14 protein-coding genes are annotated in these 12957 nt (G+C 67.9%); 9 read left to right on the top strand and 5 right to left on the bottom strand.

The features are described from left to right. Window positions 1-326: 326 nt before the first annotated feature. The 3 genes from G3I17_RS34945 (at window position 327) to G3I17_RS34935 (ending at window position 1895) form a co-directional block, all read left to right on the top strand. A complete protein-coding gene (locus tag G3I17_RS34945; protein WP_164602819.1) occupies window positions 327-686 on the top strand; it encodes a DUF6504 family protein in 360 nt (119 codons plus the stop codon). Then, window positions 683-1156, top strand: coding sequence for an SAV_6107 family HEPN domain-containing protein (locus tag G3I17_RS34940; protein WP_164602817.1), 474 nt, complete (start codon window positions 683-685; stop codon window positions 1154-1156). Before G3I17_RS34945 ends, G3I17_RS34940 begins: the two co-directional genes overlap by 4 nt. Window positions 1157-1523: 367 nt before the next feature. Beyond that, window positions 1524-1895, top strand: a complete 372-nt coding sequence (locus G3I17_RS34935; protein WP_164602815.1) for a hypothetical protein — start codon at window positions 1524-1526, stop codon at window positions 1893-1895. Between the two features lie 162 nt (window positions 1896-2057). Here G3I17_RS34935 and G3I17_RS34930 read toward each other — a convergent pair whose 3' ends face one another. Both G3I17_RS34930 and G3I17_RS34925 read right to left on the bottom strand, forming a co-directional pair. Continuing rightward, window positions 2058-2873: a hypothetical protein gene (locus G3I17_RS34930; protein ID WP_164602813.1), complete on the bottom strand. Its 816-nt coding sequence runs from the start codon at window positions 2871-2873 to the stop codon at window positions 2058-2060. After that, on the bottom strand, window positions 2864-3391 hold the full coding sequence (locus G3I17_RS34925; protein WP_164602811.1) for a hypothetical protein: 528 nt from the start codon (window positions 3389-3391) through the stop codon (window positions 2864-2866). The genes G3I17_RS34930 and G3I17_RS34925 overlap by 10 nt, the downstream gene beginning before the upstream one ends. Before the next feature lie 116 nt (window positions 3392-3507). Here G3I17_RS34925 and G3I17_RS34920 point away from each other — a divergent pair, with 116 nt between their 5' ends. The 3 genes from G3I17_RS34920 (at window position 3508) to G3I17_RS42370 (ending at window position 5450) form a co-directional block, all read left to right on the top strand. After that, window positions 3508-3669 carry a hypothetical protein gene (locus tag G3I17_RS34920; RefSeq protein ID WP_164602809.1) on the top strand — a complete coding sequence of 54 codons (162 nt, stop codon included), beginning with the start codon at window positions 3508-3510 and terminating at the stop codon, window positions 3667-3669. Window positions 3670-3839: 170 nt separating this feature from the next. After that, window positions 3840-4586 (top strand): methyltransferase domain-containing protein, encoded by a 747-nt coding sequence (locus G3I17_RS34915; protein ID WP_164602807.1) that lies wholly within the window; start codon window positions 3840-3842, stop codon window positions 4584-4586. A 213-nt stretch (window positions 4587-4799) separates the two neighbouring features. Further along, the gene (locus tag G3I17_RS42370) at window positions 4800-5450 is read left to right on the top strand and encodes a DUF3040 domain-containing protein (RefSeq protein WP_203591182.1); all 651 of its coding nucleotides are present in this window, start codon (window positions 4800-4802) and stop codon (window positions 5448-5450) included. Between the two features lie 248 nt (window positions 5451-5698). On the opposite strand, the gene G3I17_RS34905 is transcribed toward G3I17_RS42370, so the two are convergent. From G3I17_RS34905 to G3I17_RS34895, 3 genes are read right to left on the bottom strand one after another with little or no spacing between them, the layout of a single operon-like run. Beyond that, window positions 5699-8065, bottom strand: a complete 2367-nt coding sequence (locus G3I17_RS34905; RefSeq protein ID WP_164602805.1) for a DUF3488 and transglutaminase-like domain-containing protein — start codon at window positions 8063-8065, stop codon at window positions 5699-5701. Further along, a complete protein-coding gene (locus G3I17_RS34900) occupies window positions 8062-9348 on the bottom strand; it encodes a DUF58 domain-containing protein (protein ID WP_164602803.1) in 1287 nt (428 codons plus the stop codon). The genes G3I17_RS34905 and G3I17_RS34900 overlap by 4 nt, the downstream gene beginning before the upstream one ends. A 3-nt stretch (window positions 9349-9351) precedes the next feature. Further along, a complete protein-coding gene (locus tag G3I17_RS34895) occupies window positions 9352-10305 on the bottom strand; it encodes a MoxR family ATPase (RefSeq protein ID WP_164602895.1) in 954 nt (317 codons plus the stop codon). Between the two features lie 304 nt (window positions 10306-10609). Here G3I17_RS34895 and mraZ point away from each other — a divergent pair, with 304 nt between their 5' ends. The 3 genes from mraZ to G3I17_RS34880 all read left to right on the top strand — a co-directional run bounded on the left by mraZ (window position 10610) and on the right by G3I17_RS34880 (window position 12954). Next, window positions 10610-11041, top strand: a complete 432-nt coding sequence (gene mraZ / locus G3I17_RS34890; protein WP_164602800.1) for a division/cell wall cluster transcriptional repressor MraZ — start codon at window positions 10610-10612, stop codon at window positions 11039-11041. A 300-nt stretch (window positions 11042-11341) separates the two neighbouring features. Next, window positions 11342-12322, top strand: a complete 981-nt coding sequence (gene rsmH / locus G3I17_RS34885) for a 16S rRNA (cytosine(1402)-N(4))-methyltransferase RsmH (RefSeq protein ID WP_164602798.1) — start codon at window positions 11342-11344, stop codon at window positions 12320-12322. Beyond that, a complete protein-coding gene (locus G3I17_RS34880) occupies window positions 12322-12954 on the top strand; it encodes a hypothetical protein (RefSeq protein WP_203591181.1) in 633 nt (210 codons plus the stop codon). Before rsmH ends, G3I17_RS34880 begins: the two co-directional genes overlap by 1 nt. Window positions 12955-12957 lie beyond the last annotated feature (3 nt).

Genomic DNA, 12957 nt, shown 5'->3' with positions numbered 1-12957 from the left:
GGCCGGTCCGGGCGATGGATTCAGTCTCGCCGGGGAAGCGCACGCCGCGGGCCACCCACCGCTTACCGCCCGTTGACGATTGTCGGCGCGCAAGGCTACGCTTGCAGTGTTCGAACAGATGTTCGATTGCCGAAGTGCCGGTCTCGTCGGGAGACCGGACCCAGGCGATCGGAGCAACTGAAGGACTCCGGTGCGGAGTTGCGGCCGCATCGGTAACCGGTGGTCCCGGTGGGCCGGGCGCCGAGGTGGACCTCGACCCCCACCTGGCGCCCACCCACCGGGCCGCTGACCAGGGGAAGAAGTTCGCGCACAGGAGGCGATGCAGCATGTGGGAGTTCGACGAATCCGTTGAGGTGCGTTCAGCCGTCGAGGACGGCGTCGACACCCCACAGCAGTTCCTGTGGCGCGGGCGGCTGTGGCGGGTCTGCTCGGTCGAGGCCCAGTGGGTGGAGACGGCGGCCTGGTGGGAGCGCGGGGTGATCGGTTCCGGCGTCGGCGCCGCGACGGCGACCGCCGTCGCGGGATCATCCGCGGCCGTCGGTGTGCTGGATGCAGATTGGGGGCCGCAACGGGCGGTCTACCGGGTGGAGGCCGGCTGCGGCCGGCACGGCCGGCGGGAGATGTTCGATCTCGCGCATGACCCGGACTCCGGACGCTGGCAATTGGAGAGGGTGACGGACCGATGACAGTTTCACCGGTTGCACCGGCGGCCGCTGGTTCGGCCAGCCGCGATCTTTCCCGAGCGCGTACTGCGCTCGCCGAGGCCCGCGAGGCCGACGACCACCTGATCCGCTACTCGAGCGCCCACGTGGCCGCCCTCCGAGTCGCCGCCGCGGTGCTCGCCGTCCGCGCCCGCCCAGTCCGCTCAGGCCCCCGCCGCCGCGTCCAGCGCAACGCCTGGGTGCTGCTGTCGGAGGTCGCCCCGGAGCTCGGCGAATGGGCCACCTTCTTCGCCGCCGGCGCCACCCAACGCGCCGCCGCCGAAGCAGGCCTGGAGCGAGCCGTCACCACCCGCGAGGCCGACGACCTGATTCGCGCCGCCGAATCCTTCTACAACCTCGTCGAATCCAGCCTCCACCTCACCACCCAACCAGCCCTCCCCAACTACTCCGACCCCCAATCAGTCCTAGCCCAACCCTGGATGCAGGCCAGCTAACCCAGCCCCACCACCTCCCCCCAACGCAGCGCCCGCGGGCCCCCGTCCCGCGGGCGCTCGCCCATCTCCACCAAGCACCACCCCACGCACCCGCCGCCCCCACTCCTAATGCGTCGCGTGAGTTCGACCACGGTGGTGATCGGCGGGGCTGGCGGATGGCTGCCCGCGAAGCCGACTCTCGCCTCGTGTCGACCTCGATCGACAGCTGATGGGCGGGCTGGTGCCGAGGTTGGTGGCGCGTACCTCTGGGCGCCCGCCTAACGGGTAACTAACTTGCACCTGGCGACCAGAAGTTTCCACCTAACTGTCTAGGGAGCAATGGCGACCGCGACGGCTCCGCGTGCGCCGCTTGTCCGTCGGCTTCTGGGTGAAGGGACCGTTAGTCTGTGTGCTCCGCCAGTGGAATTTGACGCGTGCGTTCACTGCTGAGCAGTACGCCCGCGGGTTGGAGTCCTGGCGTTGGCTGGACCTAGCCGGTAAGGCGCCTGTGTTTGCGTCGTTGTTCGGGGATGTGTTCTTCCGGGCGCCCGACGGCTTCTGGTGGTTGGACACGCTGGAGGGCACCTTGAGTCGCCCCTGGGTCGCCGCTGATGCGCTTCAGGCCGACCTGAATACCGACGATGGTCAGGATCAGTACCTCCTTGGCGACCTGGCAATGGGTGCCGATCGGCGCGGGATGGTGCTGGGTGCGCAGGTGTACTGCTTCACCGCCCCGCCGATCCTCGGTGGCGCGATCTGACCCAAGCTGTTCCTTGGGAGACGGCCTGTGCCGGTCGTGGTTGCTTGTTGTTCAGCCGTGTCTGCGTTGTGCCCACGCGCCTCAGTAGCGCAGTCACATACGCGTGCAAGGGATGCGGCACGTCGTCAGTTGCTGCTGCGTCGACCGATTGTTCGGCCATGGTCAGCGGTCCAGGGCGTGGATTTCGAGGACGGTGATGGCGCGGGTGGCGGTGTTGGTTGGGCCGGGGATGTCTTCTTGGGGTACGCCGTCGAGCCACCATTGCACTGTCCAGCCGACGTTGGCCGACAGCGTGTACTGACCGGATCGGTCGTAGGTCACAGTGCACGCGCTCGGGTCGCCGTCAGCCGACGCGGACCATGGCACTCCCGCACCGTCGCACGTCTGCTCTTCGCTGCCTGCGCCGGGCGAGATGGTCAGGGCTGGAACGATCTGCCACTTCAACGGATAGCCCTCGAGTTCGATGGTCTTCGCCGTTGGCTGGTACAGGTCCGGGACGAACTGACCATCCTTGTCAGTGAGCCAAACCGGCGTCCGCCGCGGCACGGCCGGCGGCGTGACGAACCACTGGATGTCCAAACCAGCCTGGTTCATCATGTTCGACTGCCGCATGTTCATCACATCCCACGTGCCCATTTCACTCTCGAAATCAGCCAGCGTGTTGTACTTCCCGAAGCTGCAGAACTTGCGGTACCAGCCGCCTCCGCTGCCGCCGGCCTTCTGCCCGGGCCCGGGCTGATAGCCCGGTTCCGGCACCCACACGCAAGCCGGCTTCACCGACTTTTCGCCGGTTCTCTTCTTGCCAGGCAAGGTGCTGTTGTCCGTTGACGGAGGAGACGGGCACGTCAGATCTGCTTGAGAGGAGTCGAGCTGTGCGCTGATTGAGGCATCGCAGGGGTGCGCCATAGCTGGTAGGCAGCACAGCAGGTTGACAAGGAGGATGCCTGCGGCAATGAGGGCGGATATTTTCACGCGCACCCAGGCGCCTCCTTCGCAAGTGTCTTCGTCTCGGTGGCTTTCCAGCTGCCGCCGATCAGCACCATGCGGTCCTCTCTCGACACCTCTATGGATGAGGTGTTGACCTTGCCGCTCTTGCTCGTCGTCGACAGGCCATCGAAGACGCAGGCTTGCACCGTCGCTGTGGCGGGCTTGGCCCTGAGGTTCACGGCTGCCACTTTGCCCTTGATGAAGCGGACGTTGCCGCTGTACTTCGTGCCGATCATCTCCGCACCTGTCGCGACCGCCTTGATAGCCGCCAGGGCCTCGCCTGTCATGACCTGTTCGTAGGCGAAGGTCGGGTTGTTGCTCACGATGCCTCGGGACCGGGTCGCGATGAAGTTCTTGTAGTCCGCCAGGATCTTGGCCTTGGCTGCGACCGTCGGGTCCACCGGGGTTGGTGTCGGCGTTGGGGTGGGTGTGGGGGTTGGTGCGCTGCTCACCGGTGTTGGGGTGGTGGCTTTATCGTCGCCGCCGCAGGCGCTCAGGCTGAGGATCAACCCCGTGACAACGATCGCGCCGAGCAGTGTTTGACGTAGCGGCATGGCCCGCCCTTCCCCGATTTGTGACATGGCCGCGGTTGATCGACTGGGGGAGTGCTCGGGTTGGGCCGGGCATGCTCGACCTGGTGATGGCTGCCAGGCGGGCCGGCGTTGCTGCGTACAAGGAAGCCTGGGCGAGGACGGCCGGTACGCCGATGGACGAGTGGCTGGCGGCGACGGGTGAGGCCTGGGGCGACGGCGGTGAGCAACGCGACGTTCGTCGGTGCGACTGGTGAGCGGTCGGTGGAGGTTGCCGGGTTCATGCTTGAAGAAGCGGAGGAAGCCATCGACCGTCTCGGCCGGCAACTGTCCCGGCGCAGCTGAACGGTAGTGGTGGTGAGGTGGGTGGGTGGGCGGCAAGTAGGGTGTGGCTCGGACTGATGGTGTAGTCGAGGAGGGCTTCAGGATGGTCGACCGACGTCGGCGCTCGGTGCGAACGGCGCTGGTTGCCGAGGCTCTGCGCGTGGCACTTGCCGGCCGGGTGCGTAGCGATCCCGGAGCAGGACTGGACATCGTCGACCTCGGCGGTGGTACCGGTGGTTTCGCCGTCCCGTTGGCGGTTGAGGGGCACCGCGTCACCGTGGTCGATCCCAGCCCCGACGCGCTCGCGTCGCTCGAGCGGCGGGCCGCTGACGAGGGTGTGAGCAAGCTCGTCCGTGGTGTCCAGGGCGATGCCGCTGAGCTGCCTGACGTCGCGGGGGAGTCGAGCGCCGACGCAGTGCTCTGCCACGGCGTACTCGAGGTCGTCGACGACCCGGTCCAGGCGTTGCAGGCGATGGGATCCGTACTGCGAGATGGCGGCGTACTGAGCCTGTTGGTTGCCCAGCGCAACGCTGTGGTGCTGGCCCGGGCCTTGGCCGGGCATCTCGCCGAAGCCCGCGTCGCGCTACAGGACCCCGACGGACGCTGGGGACCGACCGACCCGATGCCTCGCCGGTTCGACGAGGCGGGCATCATCGCGCAGCTTGCCGAGGCCGGTTTCATGGTGCACACCGTGCACGGTGTGCGCACGTTCGCCGACCTGGTCCCGGCGGCCTTCGTCGACTCCGAGCCAGGCGCCCCCGAGGCACTGGCCGAGCTGGAGCGAGCTGCCAGCCAGCACCCAGCCTTCCGCGCCCTGGCCCCCCAGCTCCACATCCTCGCCACCCGCTGACCCAAACGCCACTCGCCACTTCGCCACTCGCCACTCGCCGGCCCCGACCCACCTCGCCGGTCGCCAGCGTCACCACACGTCGCCGGTCGCCAGCCTCGGCACCGCGTCGCCACCTGCTGACCCACTGAGCTTCGCCACCTGTCGACCCCCACCGGCCGCGTCCGCCGGTGTAGGTCAATCGTTCGCACTACGGCGGCTGTCGTGGGATGCTCGGTGGGCACTGCCTTTCCGGGCGCTGTGAGTCGCCCGGAGGACGGTTACTTGCTGTGTCCGCAAAACGACGACACGCCGGATGAAATGACGCCTCCCCAGGCGAAAACGGGTGCTGAAGCCGTGATTACAGCGCGGAGTTGCCGGACCGTGACGCGCGGGACAGGCAGTCAGGGTTTCGTGGACCGCATGGTCGGCCTAGACTGGACTCGGCCTATCGAGATCGCGCTCACCATGGAGGGATCGACGGTGCCCCTCTCGGAAGAAGAGCAGCGCCAGTTCGAGCAGCTCGAACGTGCCCTCGCTGCGGAAGACCCGAAGTTTGTTTCCGCCATGCGAGGCACCAATGTGCGCTTGTACTACAAGCGCCGGGCAGTTCTTGCCGGCGTTGGATTCGTGCTGGGTATTGCCATTTTGATGGCCGGCGCGATTATCCCCAACACCATCATCGGAGTGATCGGCTTCGTCGTGATGGTCGCCTGCCTGTATGTTGCCGCGCTGAGCATGAAGCGGATCAGCAACGCGAGCGACGGCGACGACCTGCCGCCGCCTCCGCCGCAGTCCAAGCGGCACCGGACCAGACACGATTCGTCCGGCAGCTTCATGGAGCGGATGGAAGACCGCTGGCGCCGCCGCCGCGACGAGGATCTCTGACCGTCTGACTTCGGCACCTTCCGAGCCACACCCGCGCATCCGCGCCGGGTGTGGTTCTGTCTTGCCCAGTACTACGGGCTGCGCCGCCCCCGGCTAGCTGGCACTGGTGGCCGGCGAGGCACTGGCTGGCCCGGCGACGACGGCCGAACCCCCACCGGCTGGACCGGCGATGGTGGCCAGGCATGCAACTGCCTGCCAACCCCGGTTGGGGCTAGCAGGCAGCGCGGTGCCGGTGCTGGTACCAGTGGCTAGTTGGCGTGCCGGCCGCTCCGGCGGGGGATCAGGGCTGAGCGGATCCGGGCCAGCAGCAGATCGAACTCGTCCAGCAGGTCGGAGGCCTCGGAGCTGCCCCGGTTGAGGTACCAGCGCCACGACGGCGGCAGCATCCTCGCCCGCCAGCGGCGGATGAAGCGGGTGTCGATCCACAGCGCCTTGCGAACCGCTTCGGCTTCCGTGCGAAGGTCGGGGAAGTCGGAGTCCTGACCGGCGTACCGCATGGCTTCGACGCCGCGGGCCAGGCGGAGTGCCTGGGGCTGCGTCTCGGCCGGCACCTTGGAGACCAGCCAGTCGCCGAGCTGGCGAGGTGTCGAGATGTCCGACCAGTCCAGCCCGAGATCGCGGGCGGTGTCGCGGACCTCCGCCCACAACCCCTCGATACCGATCCGGCTCGGCAGCCGGCTGAAGCGCTTGCGCCGGGTGAGGGTGCGGATCAGCCATGGCACGCAGAGCAGCAGGATCGCCAGCAGCGTCAGGCCGATGAGCTTGCCGCCGCCGTTGGTGAACCAGTTGCCGGCGTTGACCGTCCCGAGCCCGCTGTCACCCGGCAGGTTGCGCTCGTTGGGCGTCTTGGCAGTGGGGCTGACCGTCTCGCCCGGCGTCGTCGGTGCCGTCGGCGCCGTGGTGATCGGGCTGGTCGGGCCGACGTTCGCCGGGTTGGTCCAGCTCGGCGCCGTCGCGATCCGGGCCGGCGGCGTCGGGTCGAAGGTGACCCAGCCGATTCCCTGGAAGTACAGCTCGGGCCAGGCGTGCATGTCGTGCATCTTCACGACGTGCTTGTTGTCCGAGTCTGCCGGCCGGGGCAGGAAGCCGATCGCGACCCGGGAGGGGATGCCGAGGATGCGGGCCATCAGGGCCATCCCGGTCGCGAACTGCTCGCAGTACCCGCGCCTGCTCCGGAGCAGGAAGTCGTTCAGCGCGTTCATGCCACTCTTGCTGTCCGTCGCTGTGCTGTAGGTGAACGTGCTCGACCGGAAGTAGCTCTGCAGTGCTGCCGCCTGCTGGAAGCGATTGCCCTTCGCCTCGGCGGTCACCTGCTGGGCCAGCTGCACGACCTCCGGATTGATCTTCGAGTTCGGCAGCTCGCTGGTGACCTGGTCGGGTTCGCCCGTCGGGATGCTGTCGTTCAGTTCCTGCGCGGTCGGCTGCAGGTCGTAATAGGTGAGGTTGTAGTCCTCGCCGCCGACGACCTGGCCGTTGGTGGAGGTGACGTCCAGCGCACTGGTGTAGTACTTCCAGTTCTTCTTCAGCGAGATCGAACGCAGTGGATACGGCACCGGCGCCAGCTGGGACCGCAGCGCCCGCTCCACCTCGATCTTCATCTTGACCTGCGGCACCTTGGTGAGGTCGCCGAGGTAACCGGGCGGCGGGCTCAGCAGATCGTTGCCGATCCGCTGGCCTTCGCCTTTGTCCGAGACCCGCCATACGTTGCCGTCGAAGGAGTCCAGCGCCGTCAGCCGGAGGTAGACCCCGCCTGCCGGTCCTCCGGTGTAGGTCAGCGCGGTCACGTTGTCGCCGCGCTTCAGGTTCTTGCCCATGTCCAGCATCGGGTCGTTCGCCGAGATGACCGCGCCTGCGCCGCTACCGGCGCCGCTGCCGTTCAGGCCGTTGCCGATCACCCCTTCCGGCAGGGCGGGGATGAGCGCCGGCAGCAACGCGGCCAGCGCGACGACACTCAGCCCGATCCGTCGTCCGGCCTGTCCCAGCGCGGAGGCCTCGATCGGCTCGGCAGCGTCCAGGTGCGAGACCCCAGAAATGCGGCGACCCCAGCGACTGAGCCTGGTGCGCCCTTCGGCCGACAGCAACACGATGTAGCCGAGGGCCGGCGGGACGAACAGCAATGCAGGCAGTCCACCGTGCACGGTCGCGGCGGGCACCGTGTACATCGTCAGGAGCAGCAGACCCGCCCAAGCGGCCTGCCTGATCTGTACTGCGACCAGGTGGATGAGCAGCCCGGCCGCGGCGATCACCGACGACGCGAACAGCAGCAGGTGCCGGTCATAGGGCAGGGGAGCGCTGTACCGGTTGATCGAGTCCATCGCGTCGACCATCTGGCTGTTGAACGAGACCACGGTGTCCCGCCAGGGCAGCAGGCCGAACTTCATCGTGTCGTGAAGGAAGAACAGCGAGATCAGCTCGATCAGGACGAGCAGCTGGACGATCGGTACGACGAAGCGCGGCGTGCGCCAGTTCTGCAGCAGGATCCCGACGCCGGTCACGGCCGCGCAGAGCAAGGCGCTGATGAAGAGGAAAGGCCCGGAGAACACCGGCGTGAGCACCAGCGCTCCGAGCACGGTCGCCGCCCAGGCGGCGAGGGAGATCCTGACGTGACCGGTCATGCGATCCTTCCGCTCCGCAGTCCGAGGGTGGACCACACGGTCGGGAGATGGTCTCCGCGCTGCACTCTGGCGACCCGCCAGCCGTTGCGGCGCAGTTCGTTCTCGGTGGCATCTGTGGCGGTGGTGAGCCGGGCGGCCTTCTCAGTACCCTCCGCACCCACCGACCAGCTTGCCGCATCGAGCAAGAGCGCCACCCCGGTCGCCTGGCTGGTCCGCCAGCGATTGAGCGCGGTGATGTCCTCGCTGTTGCAGGCGCCGACGACCGCGACCACCAGACTGGGTTCCTGGATGTGCCGGTCGACAGTCAGCAACGGGCGGATCTCGGCGTACTTGTGCTCCTCCACCGTCGCGCACTCGGTCAGCAGTTGCTGGCTGGTGAGCGGCTGGTGGATCGCCGTCGAGCTGCGATGGCTGATCGCCGACAGCGTGGTCGGCCCGCCCAGCAAGGTGGTGACGTAGCCGCGCCGGATCCGGTCGATACCGACCGAGGCCGCCGCGCTCACCGCCCACTCGAGGCTGGACGACGGTCCATGCCCGTGGTGCGAGATGGTGCGGGCGTCCAGGAAGATCGCGCACCGGCTCTGCCAGGGCTGCTCCTCCCGGCGAACCATCATCGCCCCGCGTCGCGCGGTCGAACGCCAGTGCACCCGGCGCAGGTCGTCGCCGTCGCGGTACTCGCGAACGGTGGCGTCCTCTTCACCCGCCGAGGCGATGGCGCGCGGCCGGTTCTCACCGGACCCCGCACGATCAGCACCCAGCCGTACTTCGGGGAGCTGGTAAACCCGTGGCGTCACCAGCAGATGCTGACTGCGGGTGAACGTCCTGCTCGTCTCGACCAGGCCGAACGGGTCCGCGACCGTCAGCATCAACGGCCCGACCTGGAAAAGCCCACGCACGTCGGACTTCACCGGATAGGTGACCGTGCGCTTCCAGTTCGGGCTGACCCGGTCGACGACGAAGCGCGGCCGGTGACCTAGTACATAAGGAATCCGGTCCTCTAGCAGCAATAGCCCAGCCGGCATCCGGCCCTGGTTGGACAGGGTCAGCTCGACCGTCGACTGCGTGCCTACCGGTACCTGGTCCGGAGCCAGGCTGCGCCGGACCTGCAGGCGCAGCCGGGTCCGGCCGACGACGAGTGCTGCCACGAGCGGCAGCGCGACCAGAAGGATGCCGACCCGCAGCAGGTCCTTCTGGCCGAGCAGCAACGCACAAAGAGAAGCAGTGATTCCGGCTGCGACGAATGCCCGCCCTCGGGTGGTCAATCCCCGCAGTGCCTGCCGCATGTCTCAGTCCCGACGAGTGCGGGGCAGCGGCACCGAAGCCACGAGCCCGGAGATGATGTCGGCCGCGCCACGCCCACCGAGGTGAGCCTCGGCGGCCGGTAGTACCCGGTGGGCAAGGACCGGTACAGCGAGCTCCTGGATGTCGTCCGGCAGGACGAACTCCCGCGAGTCCAGCGCGGCAGCGGCCCGGGCGGCCCGGACCAGGTGCAGCGTGGCGCGCGGGCTGGCGCCCAGCCGCAACTCCTGCGACCGTCTGGTCGCCCCGACCAGCGCGACGGCGTACTCCTTCACCGAATCCGACACGTGCACGGAGTGCACCGTCTTCACCAGACGGAGGATCTGCTGCCCGTCGGTCACCGGCTGGAGACTGTCCAGCGGCTCGGCGGCGGCGTGCCCGTCGAGCATCCGGATCTCGGCGGCCGGCTCCGGGTAGCCCATCGACAGCCGGGCCATGAAGCGGTCGCGCTGCGCCTCGGGAAGGGGGTAGGTGCCCTCCATCTCGATCGGGTTCTGCGTCGCGATCACCATGAACGGCGCCTCGAGCTGGTACGTCGTCGTGTCGACGGTGACCTGGCGCTCCTCCATCGACTCCAGCAGCGCGGCCTGCGTCTTCGGCGACGCGCGGTTGATCTCGTCACCGACGACGATGTTCGCGAACACCGCGCCGGGCTTGAACTCGAACTCGCGGTTCTCCTGGTTGAAGACCGACACGCCGGTGATGTCCGACGGCAGCAGGTCGGGCGTGAACTGGATCCGGCGCACGGTGCAGTCGATCGACCGCGCCAGCGCCTTGGCCAGCATCGTCTTCCCGACGCCCGGTACGTCCTCGATCAACAGATGTCCCTCGGCGAGTAGCACGGTGACGGCTACTTCGACGACATCGGGTTTGCCTTCGATCACAGTCTCGATGGCTCGGCGGACCCGTCCCGCCACCTCTGTCAGCTCGTCGAAATCCATGGCCGAGCTGGTCGCGGTGGTGCTCACCCTGAGTCCTCCCCATTGGTTGTTGGCCGACTCATTCTGACCCGGCGTAGGGGTCGGGCCTAGATCTCCGTGCGTTTCGTTACCAGTCGTTTCGGCGTTCATCGAAATCGCCCTCACCCGTTGTTGCCGGTTCGTGACCTCCAGCTTACGGGGGAGCGAAACGGGGCGAATCTGGTTGACGGTGGGGCAAAGTGGAGTAAGGTGGAGCGCAGTGGTACTGAAATGGTGGACAACAAGCTCGACCTGAGACGGAGAGTCCGCAACGGGGAGGTGGAACGTGTTCCTCGGAACGCACTTCCCCAAGCTCGACGACAAGGGCCGACTGTTCCTGCCGGCGAAGTTCCGCGACGAACTGGCGGAGGGTCTGGTGATCACGCGTGGACAGGAGCGGTCGCTGTCCGTGTGGCCCGAGGCCGAGTTCGTGCAGTTGACCGAGCAGTTGAAGCAGGCCCCGATCACCAACAAGGGTGCGCGGGACTACCTACGGATGTTGTTCGCCGGCGCCTCCAACGAGGTGCCGGACAAGCAGGGCCGGGTCACCATCCCACCGATGCTTCGCGACTACGCAGGACTGGATCGCGACTGTGTCGTCATCGGGGCGATGAACAGGGTGGAGATCTGGAACACGGAGAACTGGAACACGTACTCCGCGGCACAGGAGCAGGCATTCGCCGACCTGTCCGAGGAGGTACTGCCCGGCATCTTCTGAAACTGAACGACCCCGAGGTGGCGCCGGACGTCCGGTGAGATCACGGGTCCGACTTCCGACCTGGGTGTTGGCGCCACTTCCCCGGCGCCAAGGCGACAGGTACTTCCCCGGAAGGCGAACCCGCGATCTGACCGGATGATCTCGCTTCCCAGGTTCGGCGGAGCAGCGCTCCACCGAACCGATCCGGGCAGTTTGCAGCACCTCCCGACACCACCGCCCCGGCAGGACCAGAACGGCAGAACGCAGTTCAAGAGAACCCGCGGGGGCAGGGTCGCTCCCCGCGGCTATGGAAGGGTCGAGATGGACGGTGCTGAGCGCGGAGCGGAGGGACGCCACGTCCCGGTGATGCTCGATCGCGTCGTCGCGCTGCTCGCGCCGGCCCTCCAGCACGCCGGTGCCGTCCTGGTCGACGCCACCCTCGGTCTCGGCGGACACGCCGAAGCCTTCCTGCAGCGATTCCCCGAGATCCGCCTGGTCGGGCTCGACCGTGACCCCGAGGCACTGCGGCTGACCGGCGACCGGCTGGCGTCGTACGGCGAGCGCGCCACGCTGGTGCACGCCGTGTACGACGAGCTGCCGCAGGTGCTGCACGAGCTCGGCATCCCCGCGATCGACGGCATCCTGTTCGACCTGGGCGTCTCCTCGATGCAGCTGGACGAGGCCGACCGTGGCTTCGCCTACTCGCAGGACGCTCCGCTGGACATGCGGATGGACAGCACCGCGCCGACCACGGCCGCCGACATCCTGAACACCTACAGCTCGGCCGACCTGGCCCGGATCCTGTTCCAGTACGGCGAGGAGAAGTTCTCCCGCCGGATCGCGGACCGGATCGTCAAGGCCCGCGAGACCGAGCCGTTCACGAACAGCGCCCGGCTGTCCGAGCTGGTCCGCGACTCGATCCCGCAGGCTGCCCGCCGGACCGGGGGACACCCGGCCAAGCGGACCTTCCAGGCACTGCGGATCGAGGTCAACGGCGAGCTCGAGGTACTGCGGCGCGCCATGCCCGCGGCGGTCGCCTCGCTCGCGCTGCACGGCCGGATCGTGGTGATGAGCTACCAGTCGCTCGAGGACCGGATCGCCAAGCAGACGCTGGCGGCAGCCGCGAAGAGCGATGTGCCGGACGACCTGCCGGTGATCCCGGCGGGTCACGAGCCGTACCTGAAGTTACTGACGCGTGGAGCGGAGAAGCCGACCGAAGAAGAGGTCGCTGAGAACCCAAGGGCCGCCTCGGCCCGGGTCCGGGCGGCGGAGCGCGTACGCGAGAAGGGGTTGGTGGCCTGATGAGCACTGTGTTCAGCCCGTCGAAGGCACGGGTCACGCCGGCCCAGCCGGCGACCAAGCAGGAGCCGAAGCTCCGCGTCGTCTACGGAGCGCCCTTCCGGCCGCCGCGGATGCCGTTCGTCATCTTCGTGGTGGCGCTGCTCGCGGCCGGCCTGGTCGGCCTGCTGCTGCTCAACACCGAGCTGCAGCGCGGCACGTTCCAGGTGACCAGCCTCAACAACCAGGCCGACCAGCTGCGCGACCAGCAGGAGCAGCTGGAGAAGCAGGTCCGCACGCTGGAGTCGCCGCAGCACCTGGCGGACCGAGCGGTGCTGATGGGTATGGTGCCGAACCCGAACCCGGTGTTCCTGCGGCTGTCCGACGGCAAGGTGCTCGGTGTACCGGCCGAGGGCAAGGCGGGAACGGCGGCGACGATGTTCGGCCCGGGCACGGTGGCTGGTACTACGCCAGTGGTGCCCAAGCCACCGGTGAAGCCGCCAGTGAAGCCGCCGGTGACCACCAACAAGCCACCGGTCACGACCACCAAGCCGCCTGCCACCAGTAACAAGCCGCCCGCGAATGCGAACAAGCCGCCGGCGACGACCACCAAGCCGCCTGTGACTACTGGGGCCAACACGACGACCGGGGGATGATCG

It is taken from the genome of Streptomyces sp. SID13031 (genome assembly GCF_010548305.1).
GTDB lineage: Bacteria > Actinomycetota > Actinomycetes > Propionibacteriales > Kribbellaceae > Kribbella.
This window is presented reverse-complemented; position numbering and strand designations above follow the sequence as displayed.